At 46.4% G+C, this 24,274-nt stretch carries 27 protein-coding genes; 12 read left to right on the top strand and 15 right to left on the bottom strand.

From position 1 onward, the window contains the following. The first annotated feature begins 4 nt into the window (after positions 1 to 4). From V6668_RS28330 to V6668_RS28320, 3 genes are all read left to right on the top strand, one after another. Entirely contained in the window at positions 5 to 796 is a 792-nt protein-coding gene (locus V6668_RS28330) for an ABC transporter permease (RefSeq protein ID WP_017691790.1), read from the top strand. An 18-nt stretch (positions 797 to 814) separates the two neighbouring features. Next, on the top strand, positions 815 to 1,873 hold the full coding sequence (locus tag V6668_RS28325) for an ABC transporter ATP-binding protein (protein WP_036612866.1): 1,059 nt from the start codon (positions 815 to 817) through the stop codon (positions 1,871 to 1,873). A gap of 176 nt (positions 1,874 to 2,049) precedes the next feature. Then, positions 2,050 to 3,789 (top strand): adenine deaminase C-terminal domain-containing protein, encoded by a 1,740-nt coding sequence (locus tag V6668_RS28320; protein ID WP_036612863.1) that lies wholly within the window; start codon positions 2,050 to 2,052, stop codon positions 3,787 to 3,789. A gap of 82 nt (positions 3,790 to 3,871) precedes the next feature. Here the strand turns inward: V6668_RS28320 and V6668_RS28315 are convergent, their stop codons facing one another. The 3 genes from V6668_RS28315 to V6668_RS28305 form a co-directional block, all read right to left on the bottom strand. Next, positions 3,872 to 4,060, bottom strand: a complete 189-nt coding sequence (locus V6668_RS28315) for a hypothetical protein (protein ID WP_036612861.1) — start codon at positions 4,058 to 4,060, stop codon at positions 3,872 to 3,874. 117 nt (positions 4,061 to 4,177) lie between these two features. Further along, positions 4,178 to 4,609, bottom strand: a complete 432-nt coding sequence (locus tag V6668_RS28310; protein WP_036612858.1) for an SMI1/KNR4 family protein — start codon at positions 4,607 to 4,609, stop codon at positions 4,178 to 4,180. Between the two features lie 151 nt (positions 4,610 to 4,760). Beyond that, positions 4,761 to 5,024, bottom strand: a complete 264-nt coding sequence (locus V6668_RS28305) for a hypothetical protein (protein ID WP_051447285.1) — start codon at positions 5,022 to 5,024, stop codon at positions 4,761 to 4,763. Between the two features lie 287 nt (positions 5,025 to 5,311). Here V6668_RS28305 and V6668_RS28300 point away from each other — a divergent pair, with 287 nt between their 5' ends. Further along, complete coding sequence (locus V6668_RS28300; RefSeq protein WP_036612856.1) at positions 5,312 to 6,049, top strand: HAD family hydrolase; 738 nt, start codon at positions 5,312 to 5,314, stop codon at positions 6,047 to 6,049. 71 nt (positions 6,050 to 6,120) lie between these two features. Here the strand turns inward: V6668_RS28300 and V6668_RS28295 are convergent, their stop codons facing one another. Beyond that, the gene (locus V6668_RS28295) at positions 6,121 to 6,471 is read right to left on the bottom strand and encodes a hypothetical protein (protein WP_036612854.1); all 351 of its coding nucleotides are present in this window, start codon (positions 6,469 to 6,471) and stop codon (positions 6,121 to 6,123) included. 359 nt (positions 6,472 to 6,830) lie between these two features. On the opposite strand from V6668_RS28295, the gene V6668_RS28290 reads away from it, so the two are divergent. Continuing rightward, positions 6,831 to 7,310, top strand: coding sequence for a Dps family protein (locus V6668_RS28290; protein WP_179088680.1), 480 nt, complete (start codon positions 6,831 to 6,833; stop codon positions 7,308 to 7,310). Positions 7,311 to 7,437: 127 nt separating this feature from the next. Further along, positions 7,438 to 8,649, top strand: a complete 1,212-nt coding sequence (locus V6668_RS28285) for a nitric oxide synthase oxygenase (protein WP_036612852.1) — start codon at positions 7,438 to 7,440, stop codon at positions 8,647 to 8,649. 49 nt (positions 8,650 to 8,698) lie between these two features. Here the strand turns inward: V6668_RS28285 and V6668_RS28280 are convergent, their stop codons facing one another. Continuing rightward, positions 8,699 to 10,057 (bottom strand): MFS transporter, encoded by a 1,359-nt coding sequence (locus V6668_RS28280; RefSeq protein WP_338707234.1) that lies wholly within the window; start codon positions 10,055 to 10,057, stop codon positions 8,699 to 8,701. 255 nt (positions 10,058 to 10,312) lie between these two features. Between V6668_RS28280 and V6668_RS28275 the strand changes: the two genes are divergently transcribed. Genes V6668_RS28275 through V6668_RS28260 form a run of 4 tightly spaced genes read left to right on the top strand, consistent with a single transcriptional unit; the run spans position 10,313 to position 14,099 of the window. Next, complete coding sequence (locus V6668_RS28275; protein ID WP_036612848.1) at positions 10,313 to 11,422, top strand: ABC transporter ATP-binding protein; 1,110 nt, start codon at positions 10,313 to 10,315, stop codon at positions 11,420 to 11,422. Continuing rightward, positions 11,412 to 12,245 carry an ABC transporter permease gene (locus tag V6668_RS28270; protein WP_017691799.1) on the top strand — a complete coding sequence of 278 codons (834 nt, stop codon included), beginning with the start codon at positions 11,412 to 11,414 and terminating at the stop codon, positions 12,243 to 12,245. The genes V6668_RS28275 and V6668_RS28270 overlap by 11 nt, the downstream gene beginning before the upstream one ends. Beyond that, positions 12,220 to 13,029 (top strand): ABC transporter permease, encoded by an 810-nt coding sequence (locus V6668_RS28265; RefSeq protein WP_036612847.1) that lies wholly within the window; start codon positions 12,220 to 12,222, stop codon positions 13,027 to 13,029. The genes V6668_RS28270 and V6668_RS28265 overlap by 26 nt, the downstream gene beginning before the upstream one ends. Further along, positions 13,026 to 14,099, top strand: coding sequence for an ABC transporter substrate-binding protein (locus tag V6668_RS28260; RefSeq protein WP_338588967.1), 1,074 nt, complete (start codon positions 13,026 to 13,028; stop codon positions 14,097 to 14,099). Before V6668_RS28265 ends, V6668_RS28260 begins: the two co-directional genes overlap by 4 nt. Before the next feature lie 330 nt (positions 14,100 to 14,429). Here V6668_RS28260 and V6668_RS28255 read toward each other — a convergent pair whose 3' ends face one another. From V6668_RS28255 to V6668_RS28230, 6 genes are all read right to left on the bottom strand, one after another. Continuing rightward, positions 14,430 to 14,930 carry a hypothetical protein gene (locus V6668_RS28255; protein ID WP_036612842.1) on the bottom strand — a complete coding sequence of 167 codons (501 nt, stop codon included), beginning with the start codon at positions 14,928 to 14,930 and terminating at the stop codon, positions 14,430 to 14,432. Positions 14,931 to 15,182: 252 nt separating this feature from the next. Beyond that, on the bottom strand, positions 15,183 to 16,079 hold the full coding sequence (locus V6668_RS28250; protein ID WP_036612840.1) for an Abi family protein: 897 nt from the start codon (positions 16,077 to 16,079) through the stop codon (positions 15,183 to 15,185). Positions 16,080 to 16,251: 172 nt separating this feature from the next. Beyond that, positions 16,252 to 17,253, bottom strand: a complete 1,002-nt coding sequence (locus tag V6668_RS28245; RefSeq protein WP_143781100.1) for a cation diffusion facilitator family transporter — start codon at positions 17,251 to 17,253, stop codon at positions 16,252 to 16,254. A 144-nt stretch (positions 17,254 to 17,397) separates the two neighbouring features. Continuing rightward, entirely contained in the window at positions 17,398 to 17,994 is a 597-nt protein-coding gene (locus V6668_RS28240; RefSeq protein ID WP_036612838.1) for an SMI1/KNR4 family protein, read from the bottom strand. A gap of 528 nt (positions 17,995 to 18,522) precedes the next feature. Beyond that, a complete protein-coding gene (locus V6668_RS28235) occupies positions 18,523 to 19,293 on the bottom strand; it encodes a class III extradiol ring-cleavage dioxygenase (RefSeq protein ID WP_338707232.1) in 771 nt (256 codons plus the stop codon). Continuing rightward, positions 19,293 to 19,967, bottom strand: a complete 675-nt coding sequence (locus V6668_RS28230; RefSeq protein ID WP_076328697.1) for an alpha/beta hydrolase — start codon at positions 19,965 to 19,967, stop codon at positions 19,293 to 19,295. Before V6668_RS28230 ends, V6668_RS28235 begins: the two co-directional genes overlap by 1 nt. 228 nt (positions 19,968 to 20,195) lie before the next feature. On the opposite strand from V6668_RS28230, the gene V6668_RS28225 reads away from it, so the two are divergent. Further along, on the top strand, positions 20,196 to 20,561 hold the full coding sequence (locus V6668_RS28225; protein ID WP_076328698.1) for a glyoxalase superfamily protein: 366 nt from the start codon (positions 20,196 to 20,198) through the stop codon (positions 20,559 to 20,561). A gap of 63 nt (positions 20,562 to 20,624) precedes the next feature. Further along, positions 20,625 to 21,164: a helix-turn-helix domain-containing protein gene (locus tag V6668_RS28220; protein WP_017691808.1), complete on the top strand. Its 540-nt coding sequence runs from the start codon at positions 20,625 to 20,627 to the stop codon at positions 21,162 to 21,164. A gap of 292 nt (positions 21,165 to 21,456) precedes the next feature. On the opposite strand, the gene V6668_RS28215 is transcribed toward V6668_RS28220, so the two are convergent. The 4 genes from V6668_RS28215 to V6668_RS28200 all read right to left on the bottom strand — a co-directional run bounded on the left by V6668_RS28215 (position 21,457) and on the right by V6668_RS28200 (position 24,066). Then, entirely contained in the window at positions 21,457 to 22,176 is a 720-nt protein-coding gene (locus tag V6668_RS28215) for a 3-ketoacyl-ACP reductase (RefSeq protein ID WP_036612827.1), read from the bottom strand. A 78-nt stretch (positions 22,177 to 22,254) separates the two neighbouring features. Beyond that, positions 22,255 to 23,154, bottom strand: coding sequence for a DUF4097 family beta strand repeat-containing protein (locus V6668_RS28210; RefSeq protein ID WP_076328699.1), 900 nt, complete (start codon positions 23,152 to 23,154; stop codon positions 22,255 to 22,257). Further along, a complete protein-coding gene (locus tag V6668_RS28205; RefSeq protein WP_076328700.1) occupies positions 23,151 to 23,744 on the bottom strand; it encodes a DUF1700 domain-containing protein in 594 nt (197 codons plus the stop codon). Before V6668_RS28205 ends, V6668_RS28210 begins: the two co-directional genes overlap by 4 nt. Beyond that, a complete protein-coding gene (locus V6668_RS28200) occupies positions 23,737 to 24,066 on the bottom strand; it encodes a PadR family transcriptional regulator (protein ID WP_036612821.1) in 330 nt (109 codons plus the stop codon). The genes V6668_RS28205 and V6668_RS28200 overlap by 8 nt, the downstream gene beginning before the upstream one ends. Positions 24,067 to 24,274 lie beyond the last annotated feature (208 nt).

Here is a 24,274-nt window from a genome sequence, read left to right as displayed (position 1 = left end):
ACATATGCGGGAGAAACATATCGGGCTGGGCCTGTTCAGTCTGCTGGTCTTTATCTTTCTGCTGGGCCCGCTTCTGATCATATCGGTCACTTCGTTTGAACCGGGAACGGTACTCAAATTTCCGCCGGAAGGGTTCTCCTTCCGCTGGTATGAGAATATTTTCAACACAGGCGGTTTCCTCCGCACATTCCAGACGTCCATCATCATTTCCTTACTGGGAAACTTGTTGGCACTGGTGCTCGGAGTTCCGGCTGCGTATGCACTTAGTCGTTACGATTTCAAAGGCAAGTCCGTGCTGAACGCACTGTTCCTGTCCCCGGTACTGATCCCGGGAATCGTGCTTGGTTTTACATTGATGAAATACCTGATCGTAATCTACCATCTGCCGATGTACCTCGGATTGCTGATCGGTCATACGATTATCATGCTTCCATTTATCATTCGGGTTATCGCGTCGAGTCTGTCGAGCTTTGACTTTGCAGTGGAAGAAGCTGCGCTGAGTCTTGGTGCGGGACGGGTAAGAACGTTCTTCACGATCGTGCTGCCTAATATCCGCTCAGGAATTATCGCTGCCGTGCTGATTGCTTTCCTGGAGTCCTTCAACAACGTGGACATCTCGGTGTTCATGACCGGACCAGGGGTAAGCACATTACCGATCCAGATGCTGACGTATGTGGAGAATTATTTTGACCCAACGATTGCAGCGATTTCCGTGCTGTTGATGGTACTGACCGGACTATTAATGTTCGTGATCGAACGGATCATGGGCGGATTTTCATACTTTACTAAACGTTAATTGGAGGCGCAGAACGCTATGGCATTGCTGACATTAGACCACGTATCCGTGGCATACGATAAGCAGACAATCCTGAAGGATTTTCAGTTGGAGCTGGAAAAAGGTAAACTGCTCTCCCTGCTCGGACCGAGCGGTTGCGGCAAAACAACTACGCTGCGCCTCATCGCCGGATTTCTGGAAGCATCACAGGGCAAGTTTATGTTCGGCGGCAAGGATTATACGAAGGTTCCGGCGAACAAGCGGAACTTTGGATTTGTATTTCAGAGTTATGCGTTATTCCCGCATCTGTCTGTCTATGACAACGTGGCCTTTGGCCTGCGGATGCGCAAGGTGAAAGACAAGGATATCTCTTCCCGTGTGATGCGAATCCTGGAAGTCGTTAACCTGAATGGATTTGAGAAACGTTTTCCACAAGAACTGTCCGGTGGACAGCGTCAGCGTGTAGCCATTGCTCGTGCATTGGTCATTGAACCTGACCTGCTCTTGTTCGACGAACCACTCAGTAACCTGGATGCCAACCTGCGCCTTAACATGCGGGTGGAGATTCGCCGTATTCAGCAAGAGTTGGGCATCACAACGCTGTATGTCTCTCATGACCAGGAAGAGTGTTTCTCGATCTCGGATCAGGTAGCGATTATGAACAAAGGCGTGGTTGAGCAGCTCGACCGCCCGGAAACCATTTTCAAATATCCGGCAACGGAGTTTGTAGCACGATTCATCGGGTTCCATAATTTCATTGAATTCGCGGAGCGCAGTGATGCAGGTGAATTAATCACACTGAGTGCAGGTGGACGCACATTTACAGCAACCGCACATCCTGGAACAGCACGTCCTGGTGCACGCAAAGGTGCGATTCGCCCGGATGATCTGATCGTTAGTGGAGATACTTCTGCGGATGTGGTGAATGCTTTGCCGGGGATTATCAAGGTCAGCACGTATCTGGGACGCAGTTATCAGTATGTGATCGAGACGGAACTCGGTGATTTTACAGCAAATCAGGAGATGGAAACACCATACCTTAGCGGGCAACGTGTTAGCCTGATCTTCCCACAGGACAAGCTTGTATTGGTAGAGTAGTCGTGAATGTAGCGAGTAGCTTTAAGAAATAAGAGCAGTAAAGAAGGCAATTCATGCGATGATTTCCGGACGATGGCAGTGGTGCGCAGTCATGTGCAGTACAGCAGATTAAAGTGCAGGTTCATTGTCCGGTTCGCATCGTGGTGAAATGCTTGTGAAGAAGGAGATTATGCCCCATGCGTGCAGATCAACTGATTGTGAATGTACATGTGTATAACAGTTATTATAAACGGTTTGAAATGAACAACGTCGCTGTATTGGACGGCAGATTTCTATATGTTGGACCCGGCGGACCTGAGATGATTCAGGCAGACGAAGTCATTGATGCGCGGGGAAGATACATGATTCCTGGCTTGATCGATATCCATCTGCATATCGAAAGTACGATGGTGACACCGGAAACCTTTTCCCATGGTCTGATTGGCTGCGGGGTAACGTCCATTGTCGCAGAACCGCATGAGATGGCGAATGTGTTCGGGCTGGAGGGTGTGCAGGAGATGATGGCTGTGAGTCGGGAGACGACAGTAGATATGTTCTATGCGATCCCGAGTTCCGTTCCGGCAACCCCGATGGAGACAACAGGCGGTTCGATTGAGATTGAAGATATGGACGTGTTGCTCGCGACTGGAGAGATCATCTGTCTGGGCGAGATCATGAACTATGTCGATGTCATCCGTGATCCGGAGTGCAAGACAAACCAGATTTTACAGCATATTCGCAAAAACTATCCCGACCTGGTGATCGAAGGTCATACACCGAAACTGCTTGGACTTGATCTGCATCGACTGATCTACGCTGGCATCGATTCCGACCACACTCATCAGAGCATTGAGGGATTACAGGCGCGGATTGCGGCAGGTATGTTTATTGAAATTCAAGAGAAATCAATGACCTCGGAAGTCATGGAGTACCTGATTCAACATGATGTGGCGCAGCACTTCTGCTTTGTAACAGATGATGTAATGCCGGATTCACTGGTGGAGCGTGGTCATCTGGATCATATCGTACGCAAGGCAATTCAGATGGGGATGCGTCCGGAAGACGCGATTTATGCAGCCACATCAACCCCTGCTTCCCGGATGAAAATGACCGATCGTGGGAGCATTGCCCCAGGCAAAGTGGCCGATTATGTGTTGTTATCTAACCTGGAGGATCTCTCTATTGATCAGGTGTACAAAAACGGCCGCAAAGCTTATGACGATTACGAACCGTATAAGCAGGAACGCATAACCGGGCAGTTTCCACCTCACTTCTATAAGAGTGTACAGTTGGAGAAGTTGGGCGTAGCAGATTTTGCAATTCAGTTGTCAGACCCAAAAGTCAGTGGATCAGGTGTTGATCTCGCTGGTGAAGGTGAGTACCAATGCCGTGTCATGATGGTGAAGGATGGTTCTACTTTTGTGGAAGAACATATTGCACCGATTCAGTCTGCGGATGGTGAATTACGCTGGGAAGAAAGCGGATATGCGCAGATCGCGACCTTTGAACGTTATGGTGTGAACGGCAATCGTGCACATGGTCTGATCGGTGGAGACACTATCAAACGTGGTGCTATTGCAACGACATATTCACACGACAATCACAACCTGCTGGTTGTAGGACGTAATCGTGAAGATATGATATTGGCAGCTAACACGGTAATTTCGAGCCAGGGCGGCTTCTGTGTAGTGGAAGATGGCAAGGTGCTGTCCCATCTGGAACTTCCCGTAGGTGGCATTTTGACGGAAGAACCACTCGCAGTAGTGTCTCATCAAGTGAAGGAACTGAGAGCAGCGATGTTGTCTCTTGGGTACGTGCATTACAATCCGATCATGTCGATTAGCACGCACTCCCTTGCGGTAAGTCCCGCGCTGAAGATTACGGACTATGGCCTGATTGATGTGAATGCAGGTAAGGTTGTATCGTTGATTGTATAGTTTGAAGACACATATGTCGTGAAAAAACACCCTATATCACAATTGTGAGCTAGGGTGTTTTTGTCTGTGCTTGTTGGAATTATTATTTTAGCAACTTCTCTGGGTTCTTCACTTTAATGGAAACTACTTCGCCGCAATCAAGACAAACCGTGTACATTTTTTCCACACCGAGAGTCATTTTTTTATCCAATGGACGAAGGTTGATGTAATCCGATGCTTCTACGAAAGATGTTCCTCCGCAATCATGACATTTCTTTTCTGATATACTCATAAGTTCATTCCACCTTTTATTCATTTGTAATGTGTTCATTAATATAATATTCATTAAATGGAAATACAAAATTATCTAATTATCCATCGTAGATTAGGGTCCGTTAGTCCGTGTAACCTAAATTTTTATTTTGCCTTCTAAAGTCCACTCCAAATATTTGGACACTGAAGGTGCGACCCATTTTCGGCTGTCATTTTCATGATTCCACACAAACACGTCATCTCTACACGTTCCATCCCCTGTCACAGGAAAAGCAAATAAATCCCCAATCCCACTTTCCCCGAAGAAGAGCAGGTGATCAAAGGGCATGTAGTAATCTTGGGAGTGGTCATCCCGATAATGTCTGTTTTCATTCTTAATTCGATCTTCTGACCAGATAAGTCCCAAATCGTAAATAGCTCTGACTCCATTGGTTTCGAGCAATATTTCTTTTAATTCACGAGGGAGCGTAACCTGTAAGGAGTCTTCCACCTTTGCAATGTCATCACCAGATGCAGGGGGACTGAACGTATACTCCTTCGAAATGCTATGAAGATGCTCTTTCCACATGAATAAAGGCCTCCTCGATATATTCTAACTGTCAGTAACGAATGAAACGGTATGTAATTGATTGAAAAAAGAAGTCCTTCTTAACTTAAAAGGCTACTGATTTTGATGTAGCGCAGTAATGTTATGTAAGGACTACTCTTCTAACTCCAGTTTACCAAGTTAGCCAACCGCTCGTTCGTTTATAGTTGTGCAGAAGATCGTATTGCTCGTGGTGCATGAGACGCTTCATTTTGGTTCTATACAGACGATAATCATGTTTACGATCGGGTTTACTTTCTTTGTTGTAATGCGTGCTCTTGATTCCTTTACGGTGATCTTTCAGCTTTTCTTTTCTTGGATCAATGAACTTCTTGTTGTGTCTCTGTGCAAAAGCTGTTTCATTTTCCCATGATTGAATCTCTTCCTGTGTGAACATCTTCATCCCCGTTGTACCGGGCTAGATTTTGGCTTGAGTAGCCAGTGCCTTGAGCACAACTAATAGAAGAAGAATTTTGGGTTGAACATCGTCATCACCTCAGATTTAATCATCCTTATTTTAACATATAAAGCCGTCCGATCAATTCTGGTCTAAGCGTTATTATGGGTACTGTTCTGAGTAGAGATGATCACGCAACAAATCCCTTTTGGACGAGGGATAGGAATACATATATAGTAGTAAGAAAAGAGTGTTTGGACGCAAAAGCAGGAGGATAGACAACCATTATGAGTGAAATAAATAATGCTAAAACCATATTTTTCGACGTAGATGATACGTTATATGATCACTTGCAGCCACTTCGTGGCACGTTGCAGGACGTTCTCGGCCTGCCCGATGAGTTCCCTTATGCTGAGGCCTATCATCGTTTTCGTTATTATAGTGACTGGCTGTCTGCACAAGAAGATCTGTCCGCTGTACCAGAAGCGGATGCAGTAGAGCGAATGCGCCGTCGGAGGTTTGAGTTGACGATGGAAGAGTTCGGACTCCCCCTACAATCGGGACAGGCTGAAGAACTACAAGCACAGTATCTGAGCAGACAGTTTGAGATTGTACCTTTTGAAGGAGCGTATGAGCTGATCAGAAGGCTTCAGGCAGAAGGCCATACTGTTGGTCTAATCACCAATGGAGAAGGAGAGCATCAGCGCCGCAAGCTTGAAGCACTGGATGTGCTCAGTTTCGTGGACAAGCATCTGATTTTCATCTCCGGTATGACTGGTTATGCGAAGCCGGATCGCAGGTTGTTCGAATATGTGAATAAGCAGTCCGGGACAGATGCCCGTTCCAGCTATTACATCGGAGACTCGTGGCGTAATGATGTGGTAGGTGCAGTGGATGCAGGATGGACAGTCATCTGGTTCAACCATCGGGAGGCGCTGCCGGAGTCCGATCATCAACCTCATTTTGTTGCATCAAGCTATGAAGAGATCAGTCGTATTCTGACTTTTGAGTGTGTTCAAGCTTAAGGAGATTTATGTTTAAAGGAGCAGTCTTGTTACCGTCTTAGGTGCAGGTCTGCTTTTTTATATTATACCTTCTATAAAGGCATCATTAATGAGGTGTCTAACTCTTCGCTTTCAATTACAATTGCCATGAGTCCAGCTTCTGTTTTGGTTTCGTGCCATTCATGTTTATCCCAGTGAACCGCTTCGCCACAACGAACTTTGATGTATTCATTTGCTTCCCCTCTAACCCAACCCTCTCCACTTACTATTAAAAGGAGTTGAGGAACTACAGCTTGGTGATAACCTATGACCCCACCCTCAGCTAAATGCATACATCCGATATGAGCTGCTTTTTTGGTCTGCGTTATACGTGACATTACGAAATTAGAATCGAATTTGGTAATCTTTTTCCCTGACTCTTGTTTAAATTGAAATATCCTCATGTTTACCTCCGCAATAGTGACTAAGTTAACTTCCTATAATGGTAACTATCTTTATGATGGGTATCATCCTATTTCACTAATTTATGGATAATCCGATCAGATGAGTCTATCATAACTCCAATAGGTTGGGGAGAGTTTGCTTAAAATCATCTTTTTTATTAGCCTGCGCCAATGTTTCTATGAAGCTGTGCTTCATGAAATCTTCATTTGAAAGAGTAGTTCAGAGCCTTCCCAAACAGGATATGCGGTGTTATAATTAAAACAAGATTTAGATTAAGTCTAAATTAAAAAGAAGCGAATCAAAGCAATCCATTATAAAATTCAAATTCTATTTTTATATTCGAGAGGGGATAAATTTCATGAGCACAATCCAAACTAGAAACAACACTTTTGCTAACAATGCCACCGCACTTCAAGAGGTCCTGAACCGTCAGATCGCAGGTTGGTCCGTATTGTACACGAAACTGCATAACTTCCACTGGTATGTCCAAGGGCCTCATTTCTTCACACTACATGCCAAATTCGAAGAACTGTATAACTTGGCTACGGCAAATATGGACGAAGTTGCAGAACGTTTGCTTGCTATTGGTGGACGTCCGGTAGCTACGATGACTGAACAGCTACGTCTCTCTCCGATTGAAGAGGCACAAGGCCGGTTGTCTGCTGAACGTATGGTAGAGTCGGTGGTTGCTGATTTGCACACGATGGTGGAAGTGATTCGTCAAGGCATTCACGAAGCAGGAGAAGCGGAAGATAACGCAACGGAAGATATGCTGATTGGATTCACCGCTGCGCTGGATAAAGAGGTCTGGATGTTAACCGCATTTCTGGGCAAATAAGCAAAGTCACCCTACATCCTGACAACGATATGTAGAGTCCGTGAACAAAGTGTCCGTTCGCTTACAAATCCGGTGTGCTTGCCGTATAATGATGGCATTCAAGATGTACAGAATGGTGGAATGAACGATGCGGTCAGACCTGGAACAATTGCAGGAAGAAGCTGAACGGTTTATATATACATGTTATGAAGAGCTGGGCCATTCGCGTGAAGACGCAGAGGCCCGGCTTGTTGCCGTTATGGGAGAGATCGAAGTAACTGGTACTTATGTGCATACCACAGAGGAATTGGAGCAGGGTTGTAAAATGGCATGGCGGAACAGCAACCGCTGCATCGGGCGTCTGTTTTGGGATAAATTGCGGATCGTGGACGCCCGTCACGCTGATACGGCAGGAACGGCAGCAGAAGCTGTGCTGAATCATATCCATGTGGCATCCAACGCTGGCAAAGTAATCCCGATGATTACCATCCTTCCAGCGGATGGGCCGAATGGAACTCCGGTACGCCTCTGGAATCATCAGCTTATTCGTTATGCGGGATATGAGACAGAGCAAGGTATTATCGGAGATCCTGCTTCGGTGGAGCTGACCAAGGCGGCGATGTCACTTGGCTGGCAAGGGGCAGGTAGCCCCTATGATGTGTTACCGCTCATTATTCAGGCACAAGGACAAGCCCCAGAGTGGTATGTTGTACCTGAAGAAGAGATTGTGGAAGTGATAATTGAGCACCCGGAGCAGAAGGAGATTGCTGAGCTGGGTATGCGTTGGTACGGCGTTCCGATGATCGCCGATATGCGACTGGAGATTGGTGGTATATCTTATCCAGCAGCGCCGTTCAATGGTTGGTATATGGGTACCGAGATCGGCGCCCGTAATCTGGCGGACACGTTCCGGTATAACAAGCTGCCTGCGGTGGCGGAAGCGTTTGGATTGAATACGTCGAGTGAAACGACGCTGTGGAAGGATCGTGCGTTAGTTGAGCTGAATGTGGCTGTGCTGCATTCGTTCAAAAAAGCAGGTGTGAGCATTGTGGATCACCACACGGCGGCAACGCAGTTCGATTTATTTGAACAGCGGGAAGAGAAGGCTGGGCGTGAACTGACCGGAGATTGGGTGTGGCTGATTCCGCCAGTATCCCCGGCGACAACACATATTTTCCACAGCTCCTATCGTAATGAGATCGTGAAGCCGAACTTTTTCCATCAGGATCAGGCGTATACCCTGAAAGATGGCGTGGCATCTGCCGCAGAACTGCGAAGCAGTGAGCAACAGAATGCACAGGTAGAGAATCACCAGCCGCAGGCCGGAGATGCACCAATGAAATGCCCGTTTGCACACTAAATTGTGCAGACGGGTTATTTTTTGTGATCCTTTTTTATCAAACGAAGAACTACCCCTCTTTCAATCGATATCGACTGCGCATTGCGGCCTGAACTACAATGGCAGCAGCAATCAGCACCAGATTGAACACAAACACAGAGTAAAGCGATCCAACTTCCGTAAGTAACGCAGCAACTAGTGGAGACACGATGGAGCCGATCTCGGCGGCAGAGACAATTTTGCCTATGACAGAGCTTCGACTCTCATCCGGGATATGATCACCAATATGAGCAAAGAACGAATCCATGTAACATGCACCGCCAACCCCGCCAATCAACATGCCAACGTAGACCCATAGATGGGAGGACGTGCTTAGAAATACAACAACTTCGATTCCAATCAGGAACATGCCGAGCATGCAAAGCAACAGACGATCGCCTAACCGGTCAGAGAGATGACCAACAAAGGGAGCAGCGGCAAGCGTAGAGATCCCGGATACAGTGAAGGCGAGACTGGTTGCAAAGGGGTCCCAATGCATGATGTGAGCTGCATACAGTGCAAAATAGGTGAGAAACACCGCATAGGCGCTCATCTCCAAAAAATGTACTGTGCCATAGCCAATCAGCTGTTGCCGCCGGGTAAGCCTTGTATGCACCTCCTGAGTATGCTTTGCATCAGACGGTGATGAAGATAAAGGAGGCGCAGTCGATACAGTAGTATGAGGGTGGGAGCCACTTGTGGTGGAATCTACAACAACTTCATCCGTGGAGGGTACTGAGTGTGCTGAGTTGTCCAGAGGTTTTTGCTTAATGACAGCCGAATGATCTTCTAATAGGTGATCACTTAACGTATTCCCGGATTCATGAGTAGCTCTAGCTTGTGCCGTCGTCTTCATCCCCATCGCAGCGACCACGGCCATCAGACAACATACGGTAACGAGTAAAAAAGGCACCGACAATGGCCACTGCAGCACGAGCCAGCCACTTATGACCGGACCGAGCACCATGCCGCCGCCCTCACTGCTGCTGATATATCCATTGTACAGTCCTCGGTTGTCTACATTGCCCCCATCCCCGATGATAGAACGTACGACCACGGTAAGGCCCGTGGAAGCGAGCCCCTGTACAAGTCGGAGCAGGCCGAATAACACCGCAGCAGTAGACAGCGCGAAACCGCCCATACAGACAGCCAGCAGGATTAGCATCAGGATGAGAGCCTTTTTACCACCTAGTTTCTTATAAATTGCCGCTGCTGGAACGCCACCAATTACTTTCCCCACATAAAAGAGTGCAAAAATAACCCCCATCATCCAGCCGGACAGGCCGAATTCTTCAATAAACAAAGGAAATAGGGGCAGGATCATGAATCCGCCCATCTGACTTAAGAAACAAATGGTCATCAGCAAAGGCAGGTTACGACGAATATCCAAGAGCCAAGACTCCTCTCACACATAAAATGGAATCCTAAAATCCTTCATTTACTCCATATGGGTACGTATTATCGACATTACCCGTAATGTATGCAGAATTTTTGAAAATAAGAAGAAATGACACGCGGCGTTTACATCAAAACCATTGCGGATATACCTGAATCATATATAATAGATGGGTTATCTATAAGGATGCATGAACGAAAAGTGTACAGACTTAAGAGGTACCTCAAGTATAAGGGGGCGATGTGAAGCATGTCAGAACAACAACCGATTATCCGCTTCGAAGCGGTGACTCAGCAATACGATCAGGATGAAGCCGTATTGAAGGCGGTCAGCTTTGAGATTGAGCGGGGTAAATTTTATACGCTTCTTGGCCCATCGGGCTGCGGGAAAACAACGATATTGCGGCTGATTGCCGGTTTTGCGGAGCCGACACAGGGCAGTATTTATTTTAACGGTGCGCTCATCAACCGGGTGCCTGCTCACCAACGGCAGGTGAATACCGTATTTCAGGATTACGCGTTATTTCCACATTTGAATGTATTTGAGAACGTGGCTTTTGGTTTGCGGATCAAAAAGATGAAAACGGCTGAAATTCGCAGCAAAGTGTTGGAAGCCCTCAAATTCGTCAATCTATCCGGGTATGAAAACCGGGAAATTGGCGAAATGTCCGGCGGACAACGACAACGTGTCGCGATTGCACGCGCCATTGTGAACGAACCTGAAATTCTGCTACTGGACGAGCCGCTTTCGGCACTTGATCTGAAGCTGCGGACCGAAATGCAGTACGAGCTGCGCGAGTTGCAACAGCGACTGGGTATTACGTTTATTTTTGTTACACATGATCAGGAAGAGGCCTTGGCGATGTCGGATGAGATCTTTGTCCTGAATGGCGGTGTGATTCAACAGAGCGGTACACCGAATGATATCTATGATGAGCCAATTAACCGCTTTGTGGCAGACTTTATCGGGGAATCGAACATTGTATCAGGCAAAATGAAGCAGGACTTTGTGGTGGAATTCGCTGGCGCACAGCACGAGTGTGTCGATCAGGGTCTCCAGCGGGACGAGCCGGTAGAGATTGTCATTCGCCCAGAGGATCTGGAGATTACAACCGAAGACCAAGGCAAGCTCAAGGTTAATGTGGACTCCCAGTTATTCCGCGGGGTGCATTACGAGATATCCACGTACGATGATGCGGGCAATGAGTGGCTTGTTCATTCAACCAAAAAAGCCGTTGTAGGCGCACGGATTGGACTGTATTTTGACCCGGAAGCGGTACACGTCATGCGCTTTAACGAGACCGAAGAAGAGTTCGACAAACGACTCGAAGCCTACCAAGAGGCCGCTCATGCAGACTAAGGCCAGCACACGCAATGCGTATCTGATTCCATATGTATTATGGATGGTGTTGTTTGTTGTGGCGCCGGTTCTGCTGGTCATCTATTATTCGTTCTTCGATGTGGAGGGTAACTTCACGTTTGGCAACTACGCCAGATTCTTCACACCGGTGTACTTGCAGATGACGCTCAGTTCGTTCTGGTATGCATTTCTGATTACGGCGTTCTCGCTGCTCATCTCCTACCCGACGGCGTATATGCTGACCCGGACGAAGCACAAGCAGCTATGGTTGCTGCTGATCATTCTGCCAAGCTGGATCAATCTTTTGCTAAAAGCGTACGCCTTCATCGGCCTGTTCGGAACGTACGGTCTGACCAACTCCCTGCTTGAAGTGGTGGGTATTGGTACACAGCAGATTTTGTTCACCGATTTCAGCTTTATTTTTGTCTCGGTGTACATCTTCATTCCATTCATGATCCTGCCCATCTTCAATGCGCTGGAAGAGATGAATCCATCGTTGATCTATGCGGCGCGTGATCTGGGAGCCTCATCGTGGCTGACATTCCGCCGGGTTATCTTTCCACTGACGATTAGTGGAGTGAAATCAGGCTGTCAGGCTGTATTTATTCCTGCGCTGTCTCTGTTCATGATTACCCGCCTCATTGCGGGGAACCGTGTAATTACGCTGGGAACAGCGATCGAACAGCATTTTCTCGTCACCCAGGACTGGGGGATGGGTTCAACGATTGCCGTCTTTTTGATTATTGCGATGGCGATTATTATGTTCCTGACTGGATCAGGCAAGAAGGAGGTGCGTAATGGGAAGAAACGGAAAGCTGTCTAACGTCTATCTAGCCGTTGTATTCGCCATATTGTACGCACCGATTGCGTATCTGATCTTCTATTCCTTCAATAGTGGCGGCCACATGCGCAGCTTCGAAGGATTCACGCTTGAATGGTACAAAGAGGTGTTTGCTGATACTCGGCTGCTCATCATTGTGCTGAATACATTTATCATCGCGCTCCTGTCATCAGCGATCTCGACGATCCTTGGTGTAGCAGGAGCACTTGCGATCTACCATGTGCGTCGCAAACGGACCAAGAACACGCTGCTGTCACTCAATAACGTGCTCATCGTTAGTCCGGATGTCATCATTGGTGCGTCATTCCTGATCCTGTTCACCATGATTGGTATCAAACTGGGCTTCACTTCGGTTCTGCTGTCTCATATTGCATTCAGCGTACCAATTGTCGTGATCATGGTACTGCCGAAGCTGCAGGAGATGAGTCCAACTCTGATGGACGCGGCACGCGATCTGGGTGCTGGTTCATGGCAGATTCTGACGCGTGTGGTGCTGCCATACGTGAAACCGGGTATTTTTGCCGGATTTTTCATGGCATTGACGTACTCGCTCGATGATTTTGCAGTAACATTCTTTGTCACGGGTAATGGATACTCCACACTCTCTGTAGAAATATACTCCAGAGCAAGGCAGGGTGTATCGTTGTCAATCAACGCGCTATCAACCCTCTTGTTCCTGCTCACGGTGCTGCTGGTGGTTGGATATTACTTCATTAACCGCCGTGCAACACGGATACCACCCGGAGGAAAGGGGCTGCGTCCATGAAGCAACTGGTACGGACATTTGCGATTGTTTTTGTGGCCGCGTTTGCCCTGATGATCCTGGCTTCGTATCTGAATAAGAGTCAGGGTTATTCTGGCGGCAACACGCTGACCATCTATAACTGGGGCGATTATATCGACCCCGATCTGCTCAAGGAATTTGAGGACGAGACTGGCATTAAGGTTATCTATCAGACGTTTGATTCCAATGAAGCGATGCTGACCAAGATTGAGCAGGGCGGTACTACGTTTGATGTGGCGATTCCTTCCGAATATGCGATTAGCAAAATGAAAGAGGAAGACCTGCTCGTTCCAATTGATCAAAGCAAATTGACTAACCTGAGCAACATCGATCCGCGGTTCTTGGACTTGTCCTTTGACGAAGGCAACAAGTACTCGATCCCTTATTTCTGGGGAACAGTGGGGGTTGTGTTCAATCCTGAACTGGTGGATGGGTTGACGTTTGATAGCTGGAACGACCTGTGGGACCCGCGTCTGAAAAACCAAATCCTGCTCCTTGATGGCGCACGCGAAGTCATTGGGATGGGATTAAACAGTCTTGGGTATTCTCTGAATGATACCAACGAAGACCATTTGCAAGAAGCGCTGAAGAAGCTGTCTACACTGACGCCAAACGTCAGAGCAATTGTCGGAGACGAGATCAAGATGCTGCTTGCGAACGAGGAGGCAGCGGTTGGACTCGTGTGGTCTGGGGATGCATCCGAGATTATGGATGAGAACGACAAGCTGGATTACATGGTGCCAGAAGAAGGCTCGAACCTCTGGTTCGATAACATGGTTATCCCGAAGACGGCGAGTAATATTGAAGGGGCACACCAGTTTATCAACTTCATGTTGGACCCGGATCATGCCGCTCGCAATGCCGAGTATGTCGGGTATTCCACACCAAACGCCGAGGCGCTTAAGCTGCTGCCAGAGGACATCTCGGAGGATGAACGTTTCTACCCGGACGAGACACTGACAGGAAAGCTGGAGGTCTACGATAATCTGGGCAAAAAAATGCTCTCACATTATAACGACCTATTCCTGGAGTTTAAAATGCATAGCAAATAAGAGGTAATAACGTGTGCACATTTCGTTAGATTGCAAAAAAGACAAAAAGGGGTGCTGCTCGTCATTTCATTTGAATGACGAGCAGCACCCCTTTTTTATTACTTACTTCAGAGCAATAGCGCTTGAAGTGCCATATAAGATGAACATTTAAGATCACACGTTAACGGAGGGGACAGAACAAACGAAGGAAGCGAAGCGGTCGCCTTTATCAACGGATTTTCCCATTGCTAGATGGGATTCAAAAAAATCCGGGGATAACAGCGATCCGAAGTTGTGCTGTCACCGCAGTGACTCAGTTAATCGCACCCCATTCATCTTATATAATTGCCACTACATGCGTTTTTTGCGACCCACCATGATCCATGCCCCACCCATAATCAACACAATTGCCACGAACGGTTGGATAAAGCTCAAGCTGCTCAGCATCGAGCCAATCGACATCACAGCGAAGAACAGCAGCGATATAACTGTTAGAATGTTGATGGGGATCAGCAACCATTTGTTCCGACCACCAAACCAATACAATTCGAACAAACCAACAGCAACAGCCAGGATAAAGCCCGGCCACATCGTACCCCAGTTGTTAAACAGCATAGCGATCTGACAGACGATACCAACCGTGAGCAACAAGCCACCAGGAACCAGTAGTCCAACACCTCTGCCAATCATGGAGAAGTAGAGCCAGTGGAAGAACAGCCCGAGTGGGATCACGAATAACGTGGGCCAGAATGTAGCGAAGATTGTACCCGGACCGAGTGAACCTCCCTGGTTCAGAATCAGGTACACGCCCAGCAAAATGAGAACAGGCGCAAGGATCGTACGTTTAGCCATAATATCTCTCCTTCTTAATACAAGATCAATTTTCCGAACGGTTGTATGTAGAGCAATTACTTTCGTTATTCACAGCATACCATGAACTGGAAAACTCTATCCTCCGTCTTTGGAGTTAAAATGAACCTAGACCAAAGTCTAGGTTCGAAAGATACTCAGTCGTTTTTTCATGCAAACAATCTGTGCCAAACGGTGGTGAACAAGTTACACAGAAAAATGTGATTTAGGCTTGCATGTTGCAAGAGAGAATTATCATTGCTTTCGTAGCAGATGCTCCCAGTTTGTAGGGAATCCCAAAAGGGATATATCAACTATAGTGTAAGCTTCGATTAATGAGGATAGCTCAGTCACCCAACTATCCCAGATTGTTCTATCCTTTATCAGGTACTTCGCATTGTAGATAGCTCCAAAAAGAAAGGCTTTGTCTAAGCCTAATAATTCATCATTTCGTGTGTATCTTATGGTAACAGGGATTCTATAATTAAAAAGTCTGCTGTAGTGAGCACATCTATTCCTAAAAACAGTTAAGACGTGGAACCAGTTCTCAAGTTCCCTATAACTTATGTTTCGAGAAGGGTAGTATTCTCGATCAATAGATTTTTTGTCAGACGTTTTTAAATTTTTATAGAGTGAGGACATCATAGAAATTGTACTAACTTCAAAGGCCGCCCAGATAGGATATCTATCTTGGTAATTCTCTCTATGATGAGCAATAAGCACTTCTTTGTGCTGTTTTTGAATGCATTTTTGCAAATCCTCCATAAAGCGTTGGTGAAATTGAATTTTAGAAAAATTAGCGGCATTCGTATATCCAAGAGCACCATACTTGTGGGCGAGCTTGTATGGAATTTGTGATCTTAAGGCAATCTCGATGTACTCGACAATCTTCATAAAGTGATTTCTAAGGGCTGCATCAAACAAATGATGCTTATACACTTTGTTGAAAGTCGTTCCTTCAATGTAGTTGTCCGAGGTATCCTGTTTAAAAGTTAAGGCATATGCAGTAAACCTGTAATAGTGAATGCGTTTCAGGATTGTAATTGCTTCTACATCATTTTCAATTGTCATTTTTCGGTTTTTAAACTTTTCGAGCTGTTCTTCATATGTAGTATGCGCTTTCATTTCACGTAGCTGAACATCATCTGGCAAGGAAAATACCCCCATAACGCAAAAATGTCTCGCCCTGTTCCACATGCATAAGCAGAGGTGCGGGCGAGATCTGTTATTAAGAATATACGATTCGTTGATTGTTTATTCAACAGTTAAACTTAAATTGAGCAACTACTGAATGGTAAAGCTGAGTCATCCAAAACGAAGCTTGTTATTTCACCACATCCGAATGTTTCTTGCCCCAGCTGTTCACACCGTCATCCTCAATAATGGAGATGGCAGCGTCGGCGATGTCGGGGTTTGTCATCAGTTTCTCCTGAATACGGAACTTGATGTCATCCGCATCGGCAAGACTGAGTCCTTTGGTCAACTCAATCAGACCTTCGACATGATAATAACGGCCTTCCTGAATGATACGCATCATCTGAATGTCAGCAACGTGTGTGTCTGCGAGAATAGTCTGGGACACTTTGTCCTCAATATCCTGCGGAGCCGCAACACCGATCAATCCGATCATATTATCGTAACCGACACGGAAGGCTACAGCGATCATCAGACATCCAATAATCGTTGTCACAATGCCATCGAGCAATGCAAAGTTGGTCAATGCAATTACTACGACAGAGATCAATGCAAGCAGAGCACCGAGTACTGCTACAACATCTTCGTAGAATACGAGACGGGTTGGTGGCGCAGCACGGCCTACATTTTTAATGGCAGCAGGGACCAAGGCAAATCCGGCGGCTTTGGGTGCGCGTGCTTCTTTTAGAATTTCCTTCATGGCTTTGATCAGGATGGCCCCGTCAATGACAATGTTCAGAACAAGCACTCCGATGTTAATCCAGAGACCACCGGTATGACCAACAGGATGCTGCAAAAGATGGATGCCTTCATGGATCGTTTCATACGCCATAATGGTAACAACAATAACGGCGATCATACAGAAAATGTTAATGACCCGTCCGAATCCGGTCGGGAAGCGGCGTGTAGGTTTTTTCTCGGACAACACACTTCCGACAAAGACAAACCCTTGGTTAATGGCATCAGCGAGTGAATGCATCGCCGAAGCGAACATGGCACCACTGCCACTGAATAGGAAGGCTCCCCCTTTGCACACAGCAAGAACAGCATTACCTGCCATCGCTACGGCGGAGGATGTGTTTCCTTTTTTGATGAGAGACATAAAGCTCTCAGACTTCGGTTGTTCAGCCACTTCGTATGTTCCTCCCAGATCAATGTATTAGGTGTAGAAAAGGCAGTCTTATCTATACAGCATGTGCATTTCCACTAAATGTTATTATAACCGCTTTGACATATCCCAGCATTATGCAAAAAAGGTCATATCATTATGCGCATTTCAGTACTCAATGGCTTCCAAGGCACGTAAATTGCGGTTGGATTGTTCCAATAGTTCCGTAAACGTCCCAGCGACATAATATACAAAATCTGGGTCATGCACGTACATAATAATCTGTCCAACCGTTCCTTGCTCTGTCGGATCAAAGTCGAACATCAGATACAGCGAACCACCTCCAAGCATGCCAAACGTGATCCATTTCTTTTGAAAAAGGTAGGGTTTGATTCGGGGATCAAGCTCACGGATCTCTTCTTCGGTAAAATAATCATCCATGCGGTTCTCCACCAGCGTGTACTGCTCCTTTTGGATTTTTTCCAGGGATAACAGGTAAAATGGCTCGGATTCCCGTCCTTCCTCAAGGCTTGGGTACAAGACGTGAAAGCCATAACCACTCCCATTTTTACGTTTATAAAACGCACGAAAATCAGCAGGTAATCGAATACCTTGTTCACGCTCGAATGCGTCGAGCTGCTCATCCGTCACGCCTTCAAACTCGCGATATGCCTCCAAGAGCTCCCGGTTCTCCTCATCTTGTACCTTCTCCTCCAGCAACATATCCAGTTCTTCCATCAATTCATATATACGCTGTTCTGGCATCTAATTCCCTCCGTATGAACTATTCAGATAATATGGTGAGTGATATGCGCGCAAACTGATTCTAATTTCACCTCATATTATAGTTATAATCCGGAAAAGCACACAAGAAACCGGAGTCCTTGCTTTCATACTACAATGGTCTCATTATTCAAGGACGGTTGTTGCATATCAGCACACTTAGCTCCATCACAATCGATTATGTACATCCATCATGGCAGTCACTCTTAACAACAAATAAAGCGTGAGCAACAGGAATGATCCCTGTAACCCACGCTACATTTTTAATCTGCTTTATAAATGAAACTAATCTTTTACACGAAAACGTAGAGGGCAGAAATAACCTGAAGAAGCGAAGTGTTCGCCTAAAAGCTTTCTGCAAGAAAGCTACATCGGAAGCATACGCTTATCACCAGATTTTCACCTTTATATAAAGTAAATAAAAAAATCTGGGGATAACAGCGATCGGAAGGTTGTTCTGTCATCGGAGTAGCGAGTGTAAATACTTTAGTTCGTTTTACATAGTCCTCTTTAATCAAACTTCCAACAGGACAAGCTCAGATTGCCATACTGATAGGCTTTAAACAGGAGCGATGCACGTTTGTTCTGATCTCCCGCACCCATGGCGAGTAACAGCGGTACAAAATGCTCCGGCGTAGGCACGGCGGCTTGAGCTGAAGGTGCCAGTTTATCATAGGAGAAGAGAGACTCCGTATCCCAACTCACCAGCTTGTCATGCAGCCAGTTATCGAACTCTGATGCCCACGGGTCAACGCCGTCACTTTCCCAGTTCAATCGACGTAGATTGTGGACGGTTCCGCCGCTACCAATGACAAGAATGTCTTGCTCACGCAAGGAAGCGAGTGCCTGTCCAACCTGATATTGCTGCTCACCTGTCAGATAGCGATTCACGGACAAGGCAATTACAGGAATATCCGCATCCGGGTAGAGTAGGCGTAGAACGACCCAGGCGCCGTGATCCAGGCCACGAACATCATCCGTTTGTACCGGGATCCCAGCTTCTGCGAATAGGCGCTCCACTTCCGCAGTGGTTTCTGCCTGTCCTTGAGCCGGGTACTTGATCTGATACAGCTCGGGCTGGAAACCGCCGAAATCATAAATGGTCTCATAGTTGGCTACCGAGGATACAAGCTGAGTTGTGGATTCCCAGTGAGCAGAGAATAACACGATTGCTTTGGGTTTCGGCAGTTCCTGTCCAAGTTTTTGCAAAAATTCGGTGTACACATTCTCCTCTAGTGCCAGTGATGGGGCACCGTGAGCAATAAAAAGAGATGGCATCATTATGAATTCAGTCCTTTCGGGTCTTCGGTAGTCAGATTTGCATCCGTCCGAAGCCAGTGTTGAAATTTTTGATATAGATCGGGGGTCACCTGGTGTCCACCGTTGTAAGGTACATATGTGACGTGATTGGTGTGTTGACGGAAGAAATTGGCGTTATCTTCGCCCAGTTGTAACGGGAATAGATGATCTTGATCTCCATGCGAGATGAACACAGACAGCTCCGAATCGGGTTGCAGCTTGTACTCGTCTTTCACAAATTGCGGGATATACCCACTCATCGCTACAATGCCTTTAATCGCATCTCCCATCACCAGCGATAAAGTCATCGCCATAATGGCGCCCTGGCTGAATCCGGCGATATAACGCCGTGTGGGATCAATAGCATATTTGGCGGACAGATCAACAATCAATTGTTGCAGTCCCTGAACGGAGGCATCATACAATTCACGGATGGGGTTGCCAATGCTTTTAATCTGAAAATAAGCATAACCACTACCCTGAACGATAGGTCCACGGATGGCGACGATAATAAAATCAGACTGCATAGGCTCCATCAAACGAAGCATATCTTGCTCATCTGATCCCATGCCATGTAAGGCGAAAATGACAGGATAACGTTGATCTGGATTGTAATGAGACGGTAATCGGACTTCATGTATATAAGGAGAATTCATTAAAAACACCACCTGAAGAGGAATGAGTTAAATATATCGTTCTGACAATAAAGTTCACCAATATGAAATAAATATTCTTATTTATGAACAAAATTTATCATGGTTTCATTGTAGGGTCAATACTTTTTTTGTATGATGAATATATGTTGTTTATAAAAAATCTTGAATGGTTCTACAATAAATGCCGCTGCGAATGGTTTATATCTTATTCCCGAGGACGTGATCAGGATGTTAAAAAGTATCGTGCCTATTTTGAGAATATTTGATGAAAATAAAGCGAGAGAGTTTTACCTTGAATACCTGGGTTTCCAATTGGATTGGGAACATCGATTTGAGCAAGATATGCCCTTATATATGCAGATTTCACTCGATTCCATCGTGATTCATCTCTCCGAACATCATGGAGATTGTACACCTGGAGCTGCCTTGCGCGTGGAGACGGATAACTTGGATACATTCCATGATGCACTTCGTCAGAAAGAGTACAAACATGCGAGACCCGGTATAGAGGAGACCCCTTGGCAATCAAGAGAAATGACCGTGACTGATCCGTTTGGCAACCGAATTATATTTGTTGAGGCAAGCGCCGAATAGATAACCTGAAGAAGCGAAGCGGACGTCTAGTGTTTAAAAATCAATAGAAGGGAGGGACGCGATATGGATATTGGCTTGGCTATTCGTACGATCCGTAAACAGAAACAGATTACGATCATGCAGATGTGTGAGGGAACGGGGTTGTCCAAAGGTTTTATCAGCAACGTAGAAAATAACAAAACGTCACCTTCCATTGCTACGCTGGAAAGTATTGCGGATTATCTGGAAGTGCCACTTCCCTATTTGCTGCTGACACCGGAGCAACGGATGAATGTGGTACGTAAGAACGAGCGCAAGGAAACAACGGCCGGAAGCGGACAGATCAAAGTGCAGCAGCTTACAGCCAAAGGTGCGATGCGTATGTCCATTGTGGAGTTGCCGCCAGGTGCATCGACCGGGGTAAGCAAACATGCGGGAGAAGAGAGCCATCTGGTGTTGCAGGGCAAGATTCGTGCGGAGCAATGCGAAGATGTGGAAGTTCTTGAAGTGGGTGATTCGTTTACCTGGAATGCGATCGTGCCCCATGAAGTGACCAATATCGGTGAGGAGCCTGCGGTGGTGCTCATTGCGGTGTCCAAAGAATTGGGTCTGGATCATTTGTAAAATACAAAAAGGACGGCTCCCAAGTCATGAACATGCGAACCTGCATACATGTACAATGGGAAACGTCCTTTTATATTTCTAACGAACTGAGCGAACCCTATTAGATGATTCTAAGCAGATATCGAGATGTAACGAATCTCAGACGCTTTATTTCACTGCTGTGTGTGTAATTTGGCTACATTCCACAGACTTCTGGCGAAATAACCTCGCAGTGATTCGTTACGTTTCTTATTTCCTGCAAAAGAGTACAATAAGGTGCGAGAGATTCCTTAGAAAGGTCAGAAGCACCTGTCTATTGTGGATTAGTCGTCCAGATGCCTGCTGTTTTAACGAAGACACGGTCGGACAGCTTGAGCGTTGCGAGTGCAAGTTCAGCTACATCTTCCGCTTGCATCATGCGATCTTCGTCGCCAATTTTCAGTCCGGCATTGGTCGCAAGCTCCGTATTAACGGTGCTTGGAGTCAGTGCCGTTACACGAATGTTGGACTTGCGCACTTCCTGCATCAGAGATTCAGTCATACCGAGCAATGCAAACTTGGATGCACAGTATGCCGAACCTGTAGCGAATCCGCGTTCACCTGCAGTGGAAGCAATATTGATAATGCTGCCGCTACTTTCCTTGATCATGCTCGGAAGGACAGCGCGTGTAACGTAATATGTACCCATAACGTTAACATGCAGGATGCGCTCCCACTCTTCCGGCTCCATCTCCATGAACGTCCCGAACTTTCCGATCCCCGCATTATTGATAAGGATATCCACCGCACCGAGTTCCATCTCGATGGCTGCTACAGCGGCTTCGGCCTGCGTGCGATCCGAGATATCTGCTACAGCACTGGTTACTTTCACACCGTATTCTTGACTCAGAGACTGTTGCAGAGCCTGAAGATCGGAAGCGGTACGTGCAATAAGGCCGAGGTGCACTCCTTCTTTGGCAAGAGCTTCAGCGATCGCACGGCCGATACCTTTTCCGGCACCTGTGATGATCGCTGTTTTATTTTTAAGTTCCATGTGAGTAATTCCTCCTTAGAAATGGACTAGCATTCAATTATACTATTATTACCCACAGTTCGGAAATTGGCTTCATCACTATTTGGTAATCTCGATGCTGCCAGAAGAAGTACGGGCCTTGATCACTTCCCGGCTCACCATTGGCGATTCAGGTACATCGACACTTCCGGAAGTAGCCTTAGCGTCGTAGATTCCGTCAAAATCAGGTGCAGCTTGAATGAAAATATCTCCTGATGTTCCAGACGCATTAATCGGGGCGGAATGGGACTGTTCAATATGAATGCTACCCGAAGTGAATTGAACATCAGCTGCGCCGTTTAATTCAGTAATCTCAATATCTCCTGATTTAATCTTACTGTTTACATGACCGGCAATCTGATCTGCCGTAAAACTTCCGGATGTCTGTTTCACGGTCATGTCTCCATTAATCATGGAAGCGTTAATGTCGCCAGAAGTTAGAACCAATTCAATATTGGGCGCCTTGATGTTTTCCAGACGTATGGAACCTGAAGTGTTGTTCAGCTCAAGCTGATTGGCATTTAGACCTGTCAGATCCCATTCACTTGAAGAGGAGTCCAGCTTAACCTCATTTAATTGGTGTCCTTCAGGCAGAGCAACGGTTATTGTGGAGTCTTGATCATTCCAGTACAAGGTGAAAAATTGCAATCGTTCACGTGCTGTCTGAGCCAGTTGGAATGTGCCTTTGGATAAGGTGGCTTGTTCGAAGCTTTTGACTATGGCAGGGTCCCATTTACCATCCACTTCGATATAACCATTCGAATCGGGGCTTATGACAAATTCAATATCTGCACTGAAATTAGCATTCATGATAATGTTCTGCAATTCATCTGCTTTGAAATCCCATCGTTTGGAATAATGCTCCCGTTCATCCCCGAACTGAACGCCATAGATGGATGTCCCGAGCAAACCTATTCCGATACATATCACGGCAAGCGCAAGCCATTTTTTGGTACTCATGCGGAAACATCTCCTTTCATCGTGTTTTTATTCCATCTAATATATTGAAGAGTGACGATTTTGAAGGCTCTAAAGACATACTTCGATGCGATGGCAAACAAAATACCGACCCCGAAAGCGCCAATCCCAACGAAAATTTCCGGTTTATCGAGTTGGCCCAGGAATACAAAGTCCACAACTGCTGCTACAGGAGCCACTACCAGCAAGGAAAGGCTGGCAATAACAAGCCATACCGACCACATCATGAGACCAAGGGGGATGCCAAGGATCAGATTCAGGAACAACAGGCCGATGGCGTTGAAAAATTTGCGAGTGGCGCTGGTGCTGTTTCTGGGTGACCGCATCTCGCGATACGTCGGTGCATAGAACGCATCTGAACCCGGCGTATGCATGTCATAACGATCACCGAGTGCTTCCTTGGCGATTTCTTCCGGCTGTCCGAGTTCCCGAGCGATCTCTTCTTCCAGCTTGCCTTCTCGTAGTCCAAGCTCGAAATGTTGATCATAGTCGGCGAGCAACTCAGCCCGTTCGAATGGGTCCATCGGCCGTAGATGAATTTCCATGGCTTTCATAAATTGTTGTCTATTCATTGGGGATTCCTTCCTCAATCAGATTTGCGACATTGCGCACAAATTCATTCCATTCTGTCGTCAGTGCCGTCATGTAGTCGCGACCTGTATCGGATAGCCGGTAATACTTGCGCGGCGGGCCTTCAGTTGATTCTTGAAGATAGGTGGTGCAGTAACCGTCATTCACAAGCCGGCGAAGCAAGGGATACAGTGCACCTTCAGCAACTTCGATATGTTTGGAGACCGCCTGAGCCAGTTCGTAGCCATACCGATCCTGGCGGTTAATTAATACCAGGACGCACAGCTCCAATACTCCTTTTTTGAACTGGATGTTCACATTCACACAGGTTCCTCCTTAGTAGCTTCATTTAATGCTAGTGTATATTGTTCAGTAGTGGTGAATTCATCATAGCATCCAGTACTGTTTAATGCAAGGTAGTGACTTTAAAATAGTTCCGTATCACGATTGATCGATAATAAGTTCGTTTAATACTGATGATCAGCTGAAGCTGTCTGTTTAGCTATAATTCAGCATACGCAAAAACCGGATC

This window comes from Paenibacillus amylolyticus, from assembly GCF_036894225.1.
Classification (GTDB): domain Bacteria; phylum Bacillota; class Bacilli; order Paenibacillales; family Paenibacillaceae; genus Paenibacillus; species Paenibacillus amylolyticus.
This window is presented reverse-complemented; position numbering and strand designations above follow the sequence as displayed.

Bases quoted from the DNA above. Each gene is read 5' to 3' on its own strand.
- V6668_RS28330 (WP_017691790.1), top strand. From the start codon at position 5: ATGCGGGAGAAACATATCGGGCTGGGCCTGTTCAGTCTGCTGGTCTTT.
- V6668_RS28325 (WP_036612866.1), top strand. From the start codon at position 815: ATGGCATTGCTGACATTAGACCACGTATCCGTGGCATACGATAAGCAG.
- V6668_RS28310 (WP_036612858.1), bottom strand. From the start codon at position 4,609: ATGTGGAAAGAGCATCTTCATAGCATTTCGAAGGAGTATACGTTCAGT.
- V6668_RS28210 (WP_076328699.1), bottom strand. From the start codon at position 23,154: ATGAGTACCAAAAAATGGCTTGCGCTTGCCGTGATATGTATCGGAATA.
- V6668_RS28290 (WP_179088680.1), top strand. From the start codon at position 6,831: ATGAGCACAATCCAAACTAGAAACAACACTTTTGCTAACAATGCCACC.
- V6668_RS28235 (WP_338707232.1), bottom strand. From the start codon at position 19,293: ATGATGCCATCTCTTTTTATTGCTCACGGTGCCCCATCACTGGCACTA.
- V6668_RS28285 (WP_036612852.1), top strand. From the start codon at position 7,438: ATGCGGTCAGACCTGGAACAATTGCAGGAAGAAGCTGAACGGTTTATA.
- V6668_RS28225 (WP_076328698.1), top strand. From the start codon at position 20,196: ATGTTAAAAAGTATCGTGCCTATTTTGAGAATATTTGATGAAAATAAA.
- V6668_RS28240 (WP_036612838.1), bottom strand. From the start codon at position 17,994: ATGCCAGAACAGCGTATATATGAATTGATGGAAGAACTGGATATGTTG.
- V6668_RS28260 (WP_338588967.1), top strand. From the start codon at position 13,026: ATGAAGCAACTGGTACGGACATTTGCGATTGTTTTTGTGGCCGCGTTT.
- V6668_RS28320 (WP_036612863.1), top strand. From the start codon at position 2,050: ATGCGTGCAGATCAACTGATTGTGAATGTACATGTGTATAACAGTTAT.
- V6668_RS28300 (WP_036612856.1), top strand. From the start codon at position 5,312: ATGAGTGAAATAAATAATGCTAAAACCATATTTTTCGACGTAGATGAT.
- V6668_RS28315 (WP_036612861.1), bottom strand. From the start codon at position 4,060: ATGAGTATATCAGAAAAGAAATGTCATGATTGCGGAGGAACATCTTTC.
- V6668_RS28215 (WP_036612827.1), bottom strand. From the start codon at position 22,176: ATGGAACTTAAAAATAAAACAGCGATCATCACAGGTGCCGGAAAAGGT.
- V6668_RS28305 (WP_051447285.1), bottom strand. From the start codon at position 5,024: ATGTTCACACAGGAAGAGATTCAATCATGGGAAAATGAAACAGCTTTT.
- V6668_RS28220 (WP_017691808.1), top strand. From the start codon at position 20,625: ATGGATATTGGCTTGGCTATTCGTACGATCCGTAAACAGAAACAGATT.
- V6668_RS28265 (WP_036612847.1), top strand. From the start codon at position 12,220: ATGGGAAGAAACGGAAAGCTGTCTAACGTCTATCTAGCCGTTGTATTC.
- V6668_RS28205 (WP_076328700.1), bottom strand. From the start codon at position 23,744: ATGAATAGACAACAATTTATGAAAGCCATGGAAATTCATCTACGGCCG.
- V6668_RS28295 (WP_036612854.1), bottom strand. From the start codon at position 6,471: ATGAGGATATTTCAATTTAAACAAGAGTCAGGGAAAAAGATTACCAAA.
- V6668_RS28275 (WP_036612848.1), top strand. From the start codon at position 10,313: ATGTCAGAACAACAACCGATTATCCGCTTCGAAGCGGTGACTCAGCAA.
- V6668_RS28230 (WP_076328697.1), bottom strand. From the start codon at position 19,967: ATGAATTCTCCTTATATACATGAAGTCCGATTACCGTCTCATTACAAT.
- V6668_RS28255 (WP_036612842.1), bottom strand. From the start codon at position 14,930: ATGGCTAAACGTACGATCCTTGCGCCTGTTCTCATTTTGCTGGGCGTG.
- V6668_RS28270 (WP_017691799.1), top strand. From the start codon at position 11,412: ATGCAGACTAAGGCCAGCACACGCAATGCGTATCTGATTCCATATGTA.